The 15,683-nt window shown below is 70.2% G+C and carries 15 protein-coding genes; 8 read left to right on the top strand and 7 right to left on the bottom strand.

The window, feature by feature from the left end:
• A partial coding sequence (locus tag R6V09_RS26940; RefSeq protein ID WP_317884020.1) for an MAB_1171c family putative transporter occupies positions 1-739 on the bottom strand: 739 nt, incomplete at its 3' end.
• Positions 736-1,275 (bottom strand): toxin, encoded by a 540-nt coding sequence (locus R6V09_RS26935; RefSeq protein ID WP_317884019.1) that lies wholly within the window; start codon positions 1,273-1,275, stop codon positions 736-738. The genes R6V09_RS26940 and R6V09_RS26935, both read right to left, overlap by 4 nt.
• A gap of 587 nt (positions 1,276-1,862) precedes the next feature.
• Between R6V09_RS26935 and R6V09_RS26930 the strand changes: the two genes are divergently transcribed.
• Together R6V09_RS26930 and arfA are read left to right on the top strand one after the other, a co-directional pair.
• The gene (locus R6V09_RS26930) at positions 1,863-2,831 is read left to right on the top strand and encodes an arabinan endo-1,5-alpha-L-arabinosidase (RefSeq protein ID WP_317884018.1); all 969 of its coding nucleotides are present in this window, start codon (positions 1,863-1,865) and stop codon (positions 2,829-2,831) included.
• Positions 2,832-2,931: 100 nt separating this feature from the next.
• On the top strand, positions 2,932-4,446 hold the full coding sequence (gene arfA, locus R6V09_RS26925) for an arabinosylfuranosidase ArfA (protein WP_317884017.1): 1,515 nt from the start codon (positions 2,932-2,934) through the stop codon (positions 4,444-4,446).
• A gap of 12 nt (positions 4,447-4,458) precedes the next feature.
• Here the strand turns inward: arfA and R6V09_RS26920 are convergent, their stop codons facing one another.
• Positions 4,459-7,434, bottom strand: a complete 2,976-nt coding sequence (locus R6V09_RS26920; RefSeq protein ID WP_317884016.1) for a glycoside hydrolase family 35 protein — start codon at positions 7,432-7,434, stop codon at positions 4,459-4,461.
• Between the two features lie 118 nt (positions 7,435-7,552).
• Here R6V09_RS26920 and R6V09_RS26915 point away from each other — a divergent pair, with 118 nt between their 5' ends.
• From R6V09_RS26915 to R6V09_RS26905, 3 genes are all read left to right on the top strand, one after another.
• Positions 7,553-8,011 (top strand): RrF2 family transcriptional regulator, encoded by a 459-nt coding sequence (locus R6V09_RS26915; RefSeq protein WP_317884015.1) that lies wholly within the window; start codon positions 7,553-7,555, stop codon positions 8,009-8,011.
• Positions 8,008-8,565: a TlpA family protein disulfide reductase gene (locus R6V09_RS26910; protein WP_317884014.1), complete on the top strand. Its 558-nt coding sequence runs from the start codon at positions 8,008-8,010 to the stop codon at positions 8,563-8,565. Before R6V09_RS26915 ends, R6V09_RS26910 begins: the two co-directional genes overlap by 4 nt.
• Positions 8,566-8,672: 107 nt before the next feature.
• Complete coding sequence (locus R6V09_RS26905) at positions 8,673-9,596, top strand: sulfite exporter TauE/SafE family protein (RefSeq protein WP_317884013.1); 924 nt, start codon at positions 8,673-8,675, stop codon at positions 9,594-9,596.
• Positions 9,597-9,639: 43 nt separating this feature from the next.
• Here R6V09_RS26905 and R6V09_RS26900 read toward each other — a convergent pair whose 3' ends face one another.
• Positions 9,640-10,488 (bottom strand): intradiol ring-cleavage dioxygenase, encoded by an 849-nt coding sequence (locus R6V09_RS26900; RefSeq protein WP_317884012.1) that lies wholly within the window; start codon positions 10,486-10,488, stop codon positions 9,640-9,642.
• 267 nt (positions 10,489-10,755) lie between these two features.
• Here R6V09_RS26900 and R6V09_RS26895 point away from each other — a divergent pair, with 267 nt between their 5' ends.
• Entirely contained in the window at positions 10,756-11,412 is a 657-nt protein-coding gene (locus R6V09_RS26895; RefSeq protein ID WP_317884011.1) for a DUF4360 domain-containing protein, read from the top strand.
• Positions 11,413-11,469: 57 nt separating this feature from the next.
• Here R6V09_RS26895 and R6V09_RS26890 read toward each other — a convergent pair whose 3' ends face one another.
• Positions 11,470-12,252: an intradiol ring-cleavage dioxygenase gene (locus tag R6V09_RS26890; RefSeq protein WP_317884010.1), complete on the bottom strand. Its 783-nt coding sequence runs from the start codon at positions 12,250-12,252 to the stop codon at positions 11,470-11,472.
• A gap of 146 nt (positions 12,253-12,398) precedes the next feature.
• Here R6V09_RS26890 and R6V09_RS26885 point away from each other — a divergent pair, with 146 nt between their 5' ends.
• The gene (locus tag R6V09_RS26885) at positions 12,399-12,923 is read left to right on the top strand and encodes a hypothetical protein (RefSeq protein ID WP_317884009.1); all 525 of its coding nucleotides are present in this window, start codon (positions 12,399-12,401) and stop codon (positions 12,921-12,923) included.
• Positions 12,924-12,986: 63 nt separating this feature from the next.
• On the opposite strand, the gene R6V09_RS26880 is transcribed toward R6V09_RS26885, so the two are convergent.
• Positions 12,987-13,601, bottom strand: a complete 615-nt coding sequence (locus tag R6V09_RS26880) for a TetR/AcrR family transcriptional regulator (protein WP_317884008.1) — start codon at positions 13,599-13,601, stop codon at positions 12,987-12,989.
• A 62-nt stretch (positions 13,602-13,663) separates the two neighbouring features.
• Here R6V09_RS26880 and R6V09_RS26875 point away from each other — a divergent pair, with 62 nt between their 5' ends.
• Positions 13,664-14,824 carry an alpha/beta fold hydrolase gene (locus R6V09_RS26875; protein ID WP_317884007.1) on the top strand — a complete coding sequence of 387 codons (1,161 nt, stop codon included), beginning with the start codon at positions 13,664-13,666 and terminating at the stop codon, positions 14,822-14,824.
• On the opposite strand, the gene R6V09_RS26870 is transcribed toward R6V09_RS26875, so the two are convergent.
• A partial coding sequence (locus R6V09_RS26870; protein WP_317884006.1) for a catalase occupies positions 14,788-15,683 on the bottom strand: 896 nt, incomplete at its 5' end. The two genes, R6V09_RS26875 and R6V09_RS26870, sit on opposite strands and share 37 nt — an antisense overlap.

Raw genomic sequence — 15,683 nt, 5'->3', positions numbered from 1 at the left:
GGGCCTGCCGCCGCTGGGTCAGCCGGGGGCCGGCCAGCGGGATCAGCACGCCGACGACGATCAGGACAGCGCCCAGTCCGGCGGCGGCCGGCGAGACGGTCGTACCGAGCTCCGTCCAGTCCCGCCCGCACCAACGCGCGATCGCCGCCGCGAACTTGGTCAGGCTGTACCCGGCGCCGAACAGCGAGCCGACGCCCAGCGTGACCAGCCCGGCGCGGAGCCAGCCGTGCACCTGCCGGGCCCAGCGCAGCGACGACACCGTGGTGACACTGACGGCGGCGAGGTGCCCGGCCAGATACAGCACGATCATCTCGGAGATGAACGGTGTCGTCGCGTAGTAGGTGTCGAAGTCGGTGCGGCGCTCCACGGGCGTGTGGCCGAGCGCGAACATCACGGCGATGCCGACGAGGACGATCGTGTAGGCCACGATCCAGCGGCGGGCGGTGCGGTGGACGTGCGGTCCGCCCCGCCAGTAGACGATCAGGACCTGGGAGGACGCGCTGTACGCGGTGATCGACGCGTACGTCAGCGGTGCGGCGAGGTTGGTGACGCCGCTGAGGTGGTTGATCGCGCCGACGGTGGGCGGCGCCCCGAGGAAGAAGCAGGCCCCGGCCAGGGCGAGGAGCACGCAGATGACACGGAGATAGGGGTCGCGCCAGTGGCGTATGAGATCCGGGGCCTTCACCAGCATGCCCAGCCACAGCAGGCCGCAGCTGAGGTAGTTGATGAGGCCGCTCATTTTCTGGTCCCGCGGTAGTTGAGGGCGGCGCCGATGCGCCCGGCGACGCCCTGCTGCGTACCGTCGTCGGTCCCGGCGGGGCCGTGCGCGGAGTCGGCGCCGGCCGTGGACTCCAGCCAGGGGCGCAGCCGCCCGCTCATCAACATGCCGAACCTGTCCGCCTCTTGTTCGTCGGCGAGGCTGAAGTCGGAGCGGGCGGCGACGGGCCGGGGGCCGCGCTCGGCGGTCAGTGTGGGGCCGGGGCGGGTGGTGCGCCGGTGCATGTGCCACACCTCGTGGCTGAAGATCACGATCTGGTGCCAGGCGGCTGCCCGTTTGTCGATGACGATGACGTCGTAGGTGTCGCCCTCCAGCCACAGCCCGCTGGCGGTGTGCGGCGGGAACACCTCGCGGCGCACCACGACTTCACGTCCCCGCCAGCGGATGACGGAGGCGAGCAGCGCGTCGAACAGGGCCTCGGGTTCGGCGGGGACCGGGACGTGCATGGGGTCGATGAGGGCGCCGGCGAGCCGCCTCATCTCCTTCTTCGTGCGCACCGCTGCAATATGCCAGGACATATGTCGCCTCAGCCACCTCACCGTCGCCGCGGCAGCAGGAAACCGGCCGCTTCCACCGAGAGGGGGACCGAGGTGATCCAACGTCTGGCACGTCGGGTCGCGTTCGAGTGATCGGACAGCTCTCCGAGGAAGGTCGTCACCACGTCGTACGCTCCCTCTTCTCGCCGTCCGCCGCACAGCCGGTCCGAGGTTACGCGTCCACAACTGCCGTCGTCATGTCGTCCGGTGGCCGTTGTGGGACCGGGAACGACCGCTGTGTCCGGAAATCGACCCCGAGAATGAACGTTGCACTGTGCTCAACCCATTGACGTGGACGCGCTTCGATTTTACGTTCCCGTTCGAAGTTACGAGCGCTATACGGCATTTCGAACATGACGGGACTCCTACCGGCAGGGGCAGGGCATGGGACCACGTGAGCCGAATCGCGGGCACCTCCCGGCCGTGGCCGGCCACGGCCTCGCGCCCGGCCGTCTCCCGGATCCCCCGGGCATGGATCCGCTCGCCAAGTACGGCGTGAAAGAAGCGGACGTGCGGCGGGCCAGTGACTCACCGACGGAGGTACCGAGTTGAAGCGCCCGAGACTGACGACCCTGCTCGCCGCCGCGGTGATCGCACTCCTCCCCGCCACGGCCGAGGCCGACGTCACCTACCCCGACCCACAGCCCGTCACAGGCCAGCAGATCATCCACGACCCCACGGTTCTCCGCCTCAAGTCCGGTGGCTACGTGGCCTATTCGACCGGCGGCGTCATCGGCGCCCGCACCTCCAGGGACCGCGTCCGGTGGGACGACGCGGGCAACGCCTTCGCCGCGCCCCCGAGTTGGTGGTACGAGTACAACTCGACCGGCGACCCCTGGGCCCCCGACCTCTCCCACCGGGCCGGCCGCTACTGGCTCTACTACGCCGTCTCCTCCTGGGGCACCAACCACTCCGCGATCGGCGTCGCCACCTCCCCGACCGGCCTCCCCGGCACCTGGACCGACCACGGCAAGGCCTTCACCTCCGAGACCACGGACGCCTGGAACGCGATCGACCCGGCCGTCGTGCAGGCCGACGGCAGACTCTGGATGGCGTTCGGCTCGTACTGGACGGGCATCCGCCTGGTCGAGCTCGACCCCGCGACAGGCAAGGCACTCGCCGGCGCACCGGTGGCCCAGCTGGCGACCCGCCCGGACGCGCCGTACGCGGTGGAGGGCGCGTATGTCGTCCACCACGGCCGCTACTACTACCTCTTCGCCTCCTACGACGCCTGCTGTGCCGGCGTGAACTCCACCTACAAGATCAGGGTGGGCCGCTCGACGTCGGTGACGGGCCCCTACGCCGACAGCACGGGCAAGCCGATGCTGGAGGGCGGCGGAGACCTGCTCCTGGCAAGCCACGGCCGCTACATAGGCCCGGGCGGAGAATCCGTCTTCCAAGACAAAGGTAAGGATGTCTTGGCATACCACTACTACGACGGCGACGATAACGGCACCCCAAAGCTGGGGCTCAACACCCTGAGCTGGACAAACACCGGCTGGCCAAAGGTCTTTTAGCTTTTAGGGGCGCGAGGCTGTATCGATATGCGGCTCCGCCGCGTGAGCGCGACCAGCCACAACGCACCGGCAGACAAAACTCAACCCCCGGAAGGAAGCAATGCGCACCGCCCGCTTCACCCTCGACCCCGCCTTCACGATCGGCGAAGTCAACCCCCGCCTCTTCGGCTCCTTCGTGGAACACCTCGGCCGCTGCGTCTACACCGGCATCTTCGAACCGGACCACCCCACCGCGGACGAGGACGGAATCCGCCAGGACGTCCTCGACCTCGTCCGTGAACTCGGCGTGACGGCCATCCGCTACCCCGGCGGAAACTTCGTCTCCGGCTACAAGTGGGAGGACTCGGTAGGCCCCGCAGGGAACCGCCCCCGCCGCCTCGACCTGGCGTGGCGCTCGACGGAGACGAACCGTTTCGGCCTCTCGGAGTACATCGGGTTCCTGAAGAAGGTCGGCCCCCAGGCGGAGCCGATGATGGCGGTCAACCTGGGCACCCGGGGCGTCGCCGAGGCCCTGGAACTCCAGGAGTACGCCAACCACCCCTCCGGCACCACCCTCTCCGAGCAGCGCGTCGCCGACGGCGACAAGGAACCCTTCGGCATCAAGGTCTGGTGCCTCGGCAACGAGATGGACGGCCCCTGGCAGACCGGCCACAAGACGGCCGAGGAGTACGGCAGGATCGCCGCCGAGACGGCCCGCGCGATGCGCCAGATCGACGCCGGTGTCGAACTCGTCGCCTGCGGTTCCTCTTCCCAGGCGATGCCGACCTTCGCCGCATGGGAGTCGACGGTCCTCCAGGAGACGTACGACCTGGTCGACTACATCTCGCTGCACGCCTACTACCAGCCGCTCGACGGCGACCTCGACTCCTTCATCGCCTCCGCCGTCGACATGGAGTCCTTCATCGAGAACGTGGTCGCGACCGCCGACCACGTGGGCGCCCGCCTGAAGTCGAAGAAGAAGATCAACCTCTCCTTCGACGAGTGGAACGTCTGGTACACGGCGGACTGGGAGGAGCACACGAAGAACGCGGACCCGGCCGACTGGCCGGAGGCGCCGCGCCTGCTGGAGGACAACTACAGCGTCATGGACGCCGTCGTCTTCGGCTCGCTCCTGATCGCCCTGCTCCGGCACGCCGACCGCGTCACCGTCGCCTGCCTCGCCCAGCTCGTCAACGTGATCGCGCCGATCATGACCGAGCCGGGCGGCCCGGCCTGGCGACAGACGACGTTCTTCCCGTTCGCACAGGCCTCGAAGTACGGCCGCGGCCAGGTTCTGGACGTCCGCGTCGACTCCCCGACGCACGAGACGAAGCAGTACGGCGAGGCCGACCTGCTGCACGCCACGGCGGTGCGCGGCGCGGACGGCTCGGTCACGGTGTTCGCCGTCAACCGCAGCCGCACCGAGTCGCTCCCGCTCCAAGTCGGCCTGAACGGGCTCGACTTGACGTCGGTCGTGGAGCACAGCGCCCTCGCGGACGCCGACCCGGACGCCCGCAACACCCTGGCCGACCCGGAGCGGGTGGCCCCGCACCAGGCCGAGGGCACCGCCCTCCAGGACGGCACCCTGACCGCCGTACTGGAGCCGCTGTCCTGGAATGTGATCAGGCTCGCGTAGATCCAAAAAGAACTAGCGGCCGGGGGAGGCCACCGGCGAGACCGGTACTCCTCCGGCCGCGCTGCCCAGCAGGGTCAGGCGTACGTCCTTGGGGCCCGCCGGTGTGGTGCCGTCGGACAGGACGGCCAGGGCGAGTGTGTTGGTGCCACGTGTGCGGAGGATCCCGTTCGGCAGGGCGAAGGTGTGCTGTGGGCCCACGTCGTTGATGTACTGGCCCATGTTCCAGCCGTTCAGAAAGATCTGGACGCGGTAGGCGCGCGCCGGGTCGTCGTCGAGGACGAGGCCGATCGAGGCGTCGATGCCGGTGTCCACGGCGAGCTTGAAGGTGGTCCGGTACCAGGCCACGCCCTGCCGTTTGTCGGCGCGGGGGAGGGTGACGGCGTCCCAGCCGGAGTCGGCGAAGTCCGGCAGATGCCAGCCCTCGCGTTCGCCGTACAGGCCGCCGTTGTTCTGCGGACCGCGCACCGGGTCGGGTGCCGTCTCGCCCTGGAGGCGCCAACTCACCTTCGGGGAGGCGCCCTTGAAGGTCGCCGCGGTCAGGCCGCGCGCGACCTTGTGGGTGTCGAGGGCCTTGCCGTCCTGGTCGTGCTGCATCCGCCGGACCAGGACGGACAGGACGTACGGACCGGCCGTGCGCAGCTTCTTCGGGACCGCGAGGGTCGCCTTGGCGGTCCAACTGCCCTGCCGCACACTGCTGGTGGTCGGCACCGGCATCCGGTGGGTGCCCAGCGGTTCGCCGTCGAGCCAGGCCATCAGCAGGCCCTGGGTACCGGTGCTGTAGGCGAGGGTCACCGATTCCAGGGCGTCGGCGGCGGCCGTGGTGAACCGGCCCCGATACCAGACGTCGCCGTAGTGGAAGCCGTAGTCGTCCGCGAAGAGGACGGGCTGTCCGGAGGGTACGGGCGTCGTGCTGAACGTCGAAGTCCGGTTCGCCGGCGTCCACTTGGAGTCGTCGAAGGCGACCGCGGCCTCCTGGTTCTCCACCTTCCGCCGCCAGCCGCCGAGTGCGGGGAGCGGTACCGCGGGCACTCCCGGCAGCAGCACGCCCGGGTTCGAGCGCAGGCTGCCCGCGTTGGTGACGGTCGAGGGCACCGCCTGCCCGTTCCAGGTGACGTCGGTGATGCCGCGCGGCCCCCACACCTCCAGGCCGGTCTCGCCGATGGTGTCGCCGGTGAGGTGGGCGGTCGTACCGCTGATCGTGGCCTCGCGGAGCAGCGCCGGGCCGTAGACCAGCGCGGTTCCCGAGCCGGTCTCGTACGGCCACAGGCGTACCGAGGTGGCCTCGTCGGCGAAGACCAGCAGGAGGGGGTTGTCGACGCCGCCGCCCTGGACGAGGACCCGGGTCAGGCCGCCGACGCCGAGCGGGACGGTGACGTGCAGGATGCCGCGGTCCCAGACCCAGGCGGCCTGCGCGTCGAGCCGGGTCACCACCGGCTCCTCCGGGCACTCGACCACGGCGTGCGCCATCTCGCCGCGCTTCCCGGCGAACACGGCGATGTCCTGGCGGCCGGCGGTGAGGAACATCATCGGTGTCGCGGTCGAGTACCTCAACCTGCGCCCGCCGAGGGCGAGATGGGTGACGAGGAGGCGGGCGTCCTGGGCCGGGACGGTGACCTCGATGTCGTCGTCCGCGGTCGACAGGGTCGAAGTGACCTCCACCGCGCTGTCGTTGCGCAGGACGTAGACGTGGGAGCCGGTGTCGGCGTTGGTGAGGTGGTACGCCTTCAGGCCGGCCACCGCGACGTCCGCCGCCCGGTCCAGCTTGGCGAAGTCGGGCACGGTCCGCAGCAGATGGCCGAGCTGGTGCATCGGGACGAGCTTCGCGGTCGGGTTGCGGCCCTCGTCGAAGGCGGCGCCGTAGTCGTACGACGTGTAGACGACCGGCGCCGGCAGCCAGCCCCACGAGGTGCCGCCGAAGGTCATGTAGACGTTGTGCAGGGTGAGTCCGTTGGCGAGGTTGGTGAGGTAGAAGCGCCGCTCGTACGCCGCGTCACGCGTCCGGCGGGACTCCGCGTACCCCTTCCCCTCGAACCAGGACCCGCCCCACGGATCGAACCAGCCGCCCCCGAACTCCGGTACGAAACCAGGGGTCTTGGGGCTGGCGGTCGCCCCGCCCTTCGCCCCGCCGATCCCGAAGTGGCCCCAGTCCGGCGGCGGTTGGGTCGGCGTCGGATAGCCGTCGAAGCCGTACAGCCAACCGCCCGTGTCGCCGCCGGTGTCGAAGGAGCCCGGGGTCCAATAGCCGTTGCGGCCCTTGTCGTTGTGGAACAGGGGGACGTCGATGCCGTCGGCGCGCACCTTCTTGTACAGGTGGGACATGTAGGCGGCGCCGGTCGGCTGGGTGGTCTGGGCGTCGTACTCGTTCTCGATCTGGTAGAGGAGCACCGTGCCCGTGCCCCGGGTGAACAGGTGCTTGGACACGATGGAGTTGACCTGGGTCAGCCACTCGTCGACGTGCGAGAGGTACGTCGGATCGGCCGTCCTGGCGGTGCCCTTGGTGGCGGTCAGCCAGCCGGGGAAGCCGCCCGCGTCGATCTCCGCGTTGATGTACGGGCCCGGGCGCAGGATGACGTAGAGGCCGGTCTCGGCGGCCGTGCGCAGGAACAGGTCGAGGTCGCGGACGCCCGTGAAGTCGTAGTGGCCCTGCGCGGGGGAGTGGTAGTTCCACGAGACGTAGATGCTGACCGCGTTGTAGCCGAAGGCGCGCATCTTCTGCAGGACGTCCCGCCACAGGGACGGGCTCGGCAGCCGGAACGGGTGCATCTCGCCGGACCACAGGACCAGGCGTCTGCCGTCGACGACCAGGGAGTAGCGGTCGTAGCCGATCGTGTGCGGCAGTCCGTCCGCGCCCGGCGGGGCGGGGGGCGGGCCGGTCGGCACGACGTGCGCGGCGTACGCGTCCGGGGAACCGGCGCTGCCACCGCCCAGCGCGAGTCCGAGCGCGGCCGTACCCGCGAGGGTGCTGAAGGTACGCCTGCTCAGCTCCACTGGAAGCTCCTTTCGGGTCCGGTCCGTCGGCGGCACGTGCGAAGCCATTTTCCGTGGTGATCCTTGGAGGCCGTCGTGCGGGGTCATTCTGTACGCCAGAACGGCCCACAATGGACGCATGAGGATCTCGGCACGGGCGGATTACGCGGTACGGGCGGTACTGGAGCTCGCCGTACAGGGTGACGACGGCCCGCTGAAGGCCGAGACCATCGCCACCACCCAGGGCATCCCGCACAAGTTCCTGGAGGGAATTCTCGGTGATCTCCGGCGCGCCGGGATCGTCGACAGCCGGCGCGGCGGGGGCGGCGGCTACCGGCTGGCGCGCGCCGCGACCGTGATCACCGTCGCAGACGTCATCCGCGCGGTGGACGGCCCGATCGTGTCGGTGCGCGGCGAACGCCCCACGGGCCTCGCCTACACCGGCTCCGCCGAACCCCTCCTCCCCCTGTGGATCGCGCTGCGCGCCAACGTCCGTAAGATCCTGGAGGGCGTCACGCTCGCGGACATCGCGGCGGACGAACTGCCGGAGCCGGTACGGCGGTTGGCGGCGGAACCGGCGGCCTGGGAGAACCCGTGACAACTCGGAGTGCCTGCGCGGCGGTGCTGGCCGGCTGCGCGGTTCTCGCCGGCTGCTCCTCCCCGGTACCGGCCAGTGACGCCGCTCCCGGGGATCCGTTCACCCGGACCTTCGCGGAGGGCCGGCGTCCCGCTGTCGCGGATCTCACCGGGACCTCGTTGGAGGGGAGTGCCATCCGGCTGTCGGACTACCGGGGCGAGGTCGTGCTGATCAACGCCTGGGCCTCCTGGTGCGCCCCCTGCCGGGCGGAGGCGCCCGAGCTGCGGCTGGTCCAGGAGACGTGGGGCGGGCGTGGGCTGCGGGTGCTGGGGCTCGACAACGACAGCAGCCGGGCCGCCGGGCTCGCGTTCCAGAAGGACCACCACCTGAGCTATCCGTCGCTGCACGATCCCTCGGGGAAACAGGCCCTGCGGCTGCCGCGCGGGCTGGTGAACACGCAGGTGATGCCGTACACGATCGTCGTCGACGTGGCGGGGAAGGTGGCGGCGACGCGGATCGGAGCGGTGACGCGGAACCAGCTCGCGAAGATCGTCGAGCCGCTGCTGCCGAAGTAGCCGTCCTCATTCGTGTCTCAGGCTGCGCTCAGATTGACCCCCTAGCGTCACCTCCCGTTCATCCCTACCGGATCGGTGGGAAAACCAGGGACGACGGGACGCACCACATGCGCACGCTGATACTGCTCGCCCTCGCGGGCCTGGGGGCCCAGCTCGTGGACGGCAGCCTCGGCATGGCCTACGGGGTCACCTCGACGACGCTGCTGCTGGCCATGGGGACGAATCCGGCCGCCGCCTCCGCCACCGTCCATCTGTCCGAGATCGGTACGACCCTGATGTCGGGGGCCTCGCACTGGCGGTTCGGGAACGTGGACTGGAAGGTCGTCGTGCGGATCGGCGTACCGGGCGCGGTGGGGTCGTTCCTGGGGGCGACCGCACTGTCGAAGCTCTCGACGGAGGTCGCGGAGCCGGTGATGTCGCTGATCCTGCTCGGGCTCGGCGTGTACGTCATGTCCCGGTTCACCTTCAAGGGGCTGCCGGAGGGGCAGCTCGGCAAGCCGCTCAGGAAGCGGTTCCTGGCGCCGCTGGGCCTGGTCGCCGGGTTCCTGGACGCCACCGGCGGGGGTGGCTGGGGGCCGGTCGGTACGCCCGCGCTGCTGGCCAGCGGGCGGATGGAGCCACGCAAGGTGATCGGGTCGGTCGACACGAGCGAGTTCCTGGTCGCGGTGGCGGCGAGCCTCGGCTTCCTGTTCTCGCTGGGGTCCCAGGGGCTGAAATGGACCTGGGTGATCGCCTTCCTGCTCGGCGGCGTGGTCGCGGCGCCGGTCGCGGCCTGGCTGGTCCGGCTGGTGCCGCCCCGGGTGCTGGGCTCGGCGGTCGGCGGGATCATCGTCGTGACCAACGTCCGTACGCTGCTCAGGAGCGACTGGATCGGCGCGTCCGGAGTGCTGAGCAGTGCGGTCTACGTCGTGCTGTACGCGATGTGGGCTGCCGCTCTGGCGTACTCGGTCCGCGCCCATCGCCGGGACGAGGCGAGGAAGGCACGGACCGAGTCCGAGTCCGCCGAAGGGCGGCAGCCCGTCAGGGTGTGATCGGCGCTCGCCGATCAGTGCTCTCTGATCAACTGCCTCCCGGTCAGGTAGTGCTGACGCCCACGGCCAGGGTGGCCGTGTAGCCGTCGGAGACGCTCGTGCCGAGCGCGGTCAGGGTGAGCAGGCCGGACTCGGCCCCTCCGTCGTCGTAGATCGAGTCGTCGGCGAGGACCGTCTCGGCGGTGGTGTTGTCCGAGTACGGCGAGGTGGCCTGCACCTTCTCGTTGAGGTCCGCGTCGAAGAACAGCTGGCCGGTGTGGACGACTGTGCCGCCGGTGTAGGTGCCGTCGGCGATGGTCACGTCCGTGTGCACCCGCATATGGACGTGGACGGCGCGGGAGACGTAGTGCCCCGGCCAGATGGAGATGAGGCTCGCCTCGCCGTTGGAGTCGGTGAGGACACCGCCGCGCAGGAAGGTGCCGTCGTCGTCCTCGGTGTGGCCGTTCTTGCCGACGTAGCCGGAGTACTCGCCGAGCGCGTCGCAGTGCCAGAGCTCGACGAGGGCGTCGGCGAGCGGCGCGCAGTCGTTGTCCTGGTCGACGACGGTGAAGGTGTACTGGACCTCGACGCCCTCCTTGGTCTCCCTGATGTCCTCGCGGATCAGGGCGCCGTCGAGCGAGTACGGCCCCTCGGTGACCTCGGCGGTGAGGGTGCAGACGCCGCTGGAGGCGGAGGCGGACGCGTCGGTGGAGACGGTGCTGGTCGCCTCGTCGGTGGCCGTCGAGGTGGCCGTGACCGTGTCGGCGGAGGCGAGGCCGGCCGCCACCAGGCCGCCCGCCACGGCCACGGTGCCGCCGCCGATCAGGACCCGGCGGCGCTGCATCCCCTTGTCCCGGCGGTGCCGGGCGGGCTGTTGGTCGTGCTGCTCGTTGTGCTCTCGTTTTCCCGTCATGACAGCGAAGTTAGGGCCGTACCTGAAGGATTCCTTAATGTGCGGCTGTGAAGGCCCTGGGGATGGATCGGTCAACGCCCCCTTATTTCAACAGAGTTCACACACTGTGGAGAGGGTGTGAAAGACGCGTCTGTGAATGGCCTGAGTTCGACCTGACCGTTCCGTGTGCGGCTTCCTACGATGCGAGCGCCCCGTCGGTCTTCACAGGAACTTCATTGTTTCTTCAAAGACTTGGGGCACAGCCACCCCCCAACACAAGGAGAAACCATGCCTGGTGGGCTCCTCCTGAGTGGTGCGGTCGCCGCACTGCTCGCCACCGCGCTGCCGTCCGCGCAGCACTCGTCGTCGCCCGTCTTCGACGACCCGCCGCCGGACAAGATCGTCATCAACGTCGCCACCGTGAACGGTTCGGGCTGCCCGCAGGGCACGACGGCGGTCGCCGTCTCCGAGGACAACACCGCCTTCACGGTGACCTACAGCGCGTATCTCGCCCAGGTCGGCGGCAACTCCGACCCCACGGCGTTCCGCAAGAACTGCCAGCTCAACCTGGTCGTCCACGTCCCGCAGGGCTTCACGTACGCCATCGCGAGCGTGGACTACCGCGGCTTCGCCTCGCTCCAGCGCGGTGCGAGCGGTGCGCAGAAGGCCTCGTACTACTTCCAGGGCTCGTCGAACACCGTGGCCAAGAACCACCCGTTCAGCGGCCCCTACGACGACAACTGGCAGGCGACCGACAGCACCGACTGGGCCCAACTGGTGTGGGCGCCCTGCGGAGTTCAGCGCAACTTCAACATCAACACGGAGCTGAGGGTCGCCGCCGGCACCTCGTCGTCCAGCGCGGTCAGCTTCATGACCATGGACTCGACGGACGGCGACATCAGCACGGTGTACCACATGGCGTGGAAGGAGTGCCCGGCCTCCTGACCTGGGCCGACATGAGGGAGGGGTGGCCCGTGTCGCACCGCGGGCCACCCCTTCGGCTCAGCTCTGCTGGACCCCGAGTGTCAGGGTGCCGGTGTAGCCGGACGAGGTCGAACTGCCCAGCGCCGTAAGGGTCATGAGGCCGGACGCGGCGCCTCCGTCGTCGTAGATCGAGTCCTGGGCGAGGGTGGTGCGGGTGACGGTGTTGGTCGAGTACGGCGAGACCTTGGCGACCGCGGTGGTGATCGTCTCGTCGATGAACAGCTGGCCCGTGTGGAGTTCGCTGCCGCCGGTGAACGAGCCGTTCGAGGTGAGCGTGACGCCGGTGTGCACCTTGACGTGGATGTGCACGCAGCGGCCCCGGTACCAACCCGGGTAGATCGTGGTGATGTTGGCGAGACCGCTGGAGTTCGTCAGCACGCCGCCGCGCAGGAAGGTGCCGTCGTCCGGTTCGCTGTGGCCGTTGTTGCCGACGTAGCCGGAGTACTCGCCGAGCGCGTCGCAGTGCCAGATCTCGACCAGCGCGTTGGGGATCACCGCGCAGGTGCTGTCGTTCACGACGGTGAGGGCCAGCTTGAGCGGGATGCCGGCCTTGCCTTCGGTGACGTCGGCGCGGACGAGGGCGCCGTCGAGGTAGTAGGGGCCTTCGGTCATCTCCTTCGTGAGGGTGCAGACTGCCGCGGCGGCGGCGGGGGCCGCGTCCTCCGTGGCGGTTGCGGGGGTGTGGGGGGCGGCGGCGCCCACGGCCAGGACGGCGGCCGTGGTGCCGGTGGCGATCAGGACGGTACGGCGCCCGATCGGTGTGGGGGTGACTCCGGCTGTGCCGTTCGATGAGTCTGTCATGAACACGGCACCTTAGGGATGGAGTCTGTCTGTCCACTGTGAGGACGGCAAAGTGACGAAGCGTCAAGTTCCTTGCCGGACAGGGCACATGGTTGTCGCCGATACCTGCCTCCGGTCGGCGCGATGGGTCGGGAGAGGATCAGGGGGTGAACCACTCCGATTTCCGCCGCGCCGACCTCGGCGAGTTTCCGCGCCTTGCCGCCGCGCTCGACACGGTCAACCGTGACTTCGCGGCGACCTTCCCCGACCGGGAGCCGCTGATCCTGATGGTCTGGAGCGGGGACGAGGACATCGACGAGCAGACCTACGTCGCAATGTCCGACGGCACCTCGCACGGCAACGGGATCTCGGAACCGGACGCCGACGCCCCCGACCGCGTCGCTCTCGACCTCGTCGCGGAAGCGGCGCAGGAGACGGTGATGGAGCGGCTCTGGCAGGTCTGGCCGGTGTGCCCGTTCCACAAGATCGGCACGCATCCCCGGCCCGAGGGGACGACCGCGGACTGGGAGTACGGGAAGAGCCGGGGCACGCGCGTGGTGTGGTGGTGCCGGGGTCATCGCGGCGGCGACTGCCACGACCTCGCGTCGGTGGGCGAACTCGCCGGCGCCCTGCCCGGCAAGCAGCGGCGCGAACTCCGGCGCAGGGCGCGGAAGTCGGGCAGGACCCGATAGAGCCGTAGCCGTAGCCGGGCCTGATGGGGTCGTAGCCAGGCCCGATGGGGTAGTAGCCGGGCCTCACATCGGGCGGATGCCCAGTGCGGCCAGGCACATGCTGATCGCCGTCTCGACGCACTCGGCCGGTGTGCGGCCCGGCGGCGGGTCGAGGATCGCCCCGTGGATCTGGGCCTCGGCCGCCTGGACCAGGAGCAGTGCCGTCAGGGTCGGGTCCGGTGCGCCCAGACCGAGCCGGCGCAGATGGTGTTCGACCTCGGCGGCCATCGTGCCCTGGAGCGCGCGGAGTTGGGCCGCCGTTTCGGCGGGGCGGGGAGCCCGGTCGTAGAGGAGCCGGTGCAAGTGGGGGTCTGTGTCGTGGAGTTGGGCCAGAGTCGAGTAGAGGGTGCGGATGGTCTCTTCGGCGGGCGGTGCCGACTCGCGCAGGTCGGCCGCCGCGGACATCAGCGCGGCTGCCAGCGCCTGCGCATGACGCTCGCCCAGCGCGTACAGCAGCGCGTCCTTGTTCGGGAAGTACTGGTAGAGCGAGCCGATGGACACCCCGGCCCGCTCCGCGATCCTGTTGGTGGTCGCGCCGGTGTAGCCGAGGGACTCGAAAAGCTGAGCAGCCGCTTCCAGGATCGCGTCGTACGTCTCCTGGGACCGCTGCTGACGTGGGCGTTTGCGGGGCGTGGACATGGCCGGGTCCGGGGTCCAATGCGAGTTGCCGGAAACTGAGGATTACTCGCATTGTAGAGGGCATGTTCACCTTCCCCGTGGCACCCGATGACCTGCTGCACGAGCGCACCCCTCAGTTCACGGCGCTCGGGATTCCGCGCCCGGTCGTCGACCGCGCCCGGGCGCGGATCACCGACATGTGGGGGACGGGGGCGGGGAGCTGGGTTCCGGTGTGGGCGGCGGAGGCCGAGCGCGCGTACGCTGCCGGCGAGCCGCTGCTCGCCTCCCTCTGCTGGGGCGCGGCCCGGTTTCCCTGCCTGGCGACCGCCGACCGGAGGGCCGCGCAGGAGCGGCAGCTCGCCGCGTACCTGGAGGCCGCGCCCGGCTTCCCCGTCCGGTTCCAGCGCGCCGTGCTGAAGGTGCCCGAACCCGTTCCCGTGCACTTCTTCCAGCGGCGGCGGGCGGCCCGGCCGGGAGTGGTCGTCCTCAGCGGCGGGGTCGACACCTGGAAAATGGACCTGCACCGGCTCGCGGTCGCCACCGCACGCGCCACCGGACTGCTCGTGGCCGCCGTGGACATGCCCGGCACCGGCGAGTCCACGGTTCCGCTCGCACCCGACGCGGACCGGATCCTCGTCGGCCTCGTCTCCCAGCTCCGGCGCGCCCACGGCCGTCCGGTCGGGTTCTACGGCATCAGCTTCGGCGCGCACTGGGCGGCCAAGCTGGCGCTCGGCGGTCAGGTGGACGCGGCGGTCGATCTGGGCGGGCCGACCGGCGCGTCGGGCCTGCCCATCGACGTGGCCCGACTGCCGCACGGCATGGCCGGGATCATCGGCAACGCGCTGCACCTGGACGAGATGCCCGGTCCGGCCGTGATCGACGACCTGCTCGCCCGTTTCTCCCTGCGCGAGCAGGGGCTCCTCGACGACCCGGGGTCGGGGCCCGGTGGATCCCCGCTCCTGGTGGTCAACGGCGCGAACGATCTGTACGTCCCCCTCGGAGACACGGTGGGACTGGCCGGCCGCCCCGGAACCACCGTGTGGGTGGTCGAGAACGCCGGCCATTGCGCTCCCGAGCGGTCCACTCAGGTCAATCTCGCGCTGTGGGGCTGGCTGGTGGCCCGCCTCGCCGGGGAGCGGCGGCTGCCGAGGCTGGCGGAAGCGGTGGTGCGGCAGCCGCTGCGGCCGTTCCTCAGAGGTTCATCGGATCAGGGGGCGAGTCGGCGTTCGGCCGAGACGGAGTAGGCGTGGCGGCGGAAGGTCACCATGGTGTCGTCGGAGAGGTCCACGCCGGGGGCGAGGCGGGTGGGGTCGAAGACCTGCCGCTGCCAGTGGTCCTCCCGGGCCGAGCGGGCCGTCACGTGCAGCTGTCCGGCCGGGATCAGCGGGCGGTGCTCGGGCCAGGCCTGTGACGGGTCGTGGGTCGGGTCGCCGGGCTCCGCGAACTGGAACACCAGGGTGAAGGAGAGGGGTCCGGTCGCGAGCCGGGAGTCGAGGTCGCCGATGAGGAAGTCCGGGGCCAGCGTCTCGCCGTACGCGGACTCCAGCTCGACTTCGCCCAGTTGGGGCACCAGGCGGTAGCGGAACGGACGGCGTTCACCCGCCTCGTCGACCAACACGAAGGCGTGCAGGCCGTCGTAGCGGGCGGTGGCGAAACTGGCGGGCGCCTGCTGGCCCGCGAACGACTTCAACGCCCCCCGGCTCTCGGGGTGTTGGGCGAGTACGGTGGCGAACTTGCCGGCCGCCGCCAGCTTCCCCTTGGCCCGGTCGGCGAGCCCGCCCTCCGTGCCCGCCTTGCCCAACGCCTCGACGAGGTCGATGAATCCCTCGGGATTGTGGCTGGGGAAGACGCGGAAGGTCGCGGCCACGAGATCCATGACGCCCTTGACGCCATCGCTGTTGCCGTCGCCATCAAGGAACTTCACCGCCATGCCGCGTACGCCGCGCACCCGGTCGTCGGCGTCGAAGCGGCCCGAGCCGTTCGAGAACCGGACGACGGCCTCGGAGTCGGCGGTGAGACAGGTCGCGGTCGTCCACTGGGAGACCTGCCCGCTGGGCACGAAGTGCGCGTCGTAGACGGCGCCGCGCGCGTGCAGGCGGCGGT

This window comes from Streptomyces sp. W16, from assembly GCF_033194735.1.
Lineage (GTDB): Bacteria > Actinomycetota > Actinomycetes > Streptomycetales > Streptomycetaceae > Streptomyces.
The sequence above is the reverse complement of the archived record's forward strand: the minus strand, read 5'-3'. Positions and strand labels throughout refer to the sequence as shown.

Excerpts from the sequence above, each read along its gene's own strand:
- arfA (WP_317884017.1), top strand. The coding sequence starts at position 2,932 with ATGCGCACCGCCCGCTTCACCCTCGACCCCGCCTTCACGATCGGCGAA.
- R6V09_RS26915 (WP_317884015.1), top strand. The coding sequence starts at position 7,553 with ATGAGGATCTCGGCACGGGCGGATTACGCGGTACGGGCGGTACTGGAG.
- R6V09_RS26905 (WP_317884013.1), top strand. The coding sequence starts at position 8,673 with ATGCGCACGCTGATACTGCTCGCCCTCGCGGGCCTGGGGGCCCAGCTC.
- R6V09_RS26900 (WP_317884012.1), bottom strand. The coding sequence starts at position 10,488 with ATGACGGGAAAACGAGAGCACAACGAGCAGCACGACCAACAGCCCGCC.
- R6V09_RS26895 (WP_317884011.1), top strand. The coding sequence starts at position 10,756 with ATGCCTGGTGGGCTCCTCCTGAGTGGTGCGGTCGCCGCACTGCTCGCC.
- R6V09_RS26890 (WP_317884010.1), bottom strand. The coding sequence starts at position 12,252 with ATGACAGACTCATCGAACGGCACAGCCGGAGTCACCCCCACACCGATC.
- R6V09_RS26880 (WP_317884008.1), bottom strand. The coding sequence starts at position 13,601 with ATGTCCACGCCCCGCAAACGCCCACGTCAGCAGCGGTCCCAGGAGACG.
- R6V09_RS26875 (WP_317884007.1), top strand. The coding sequence starts at position 13,664 with ATGTTCACCTTCCCCGTGGCACCCGATGACCTGCTGCACGAGCGCACC.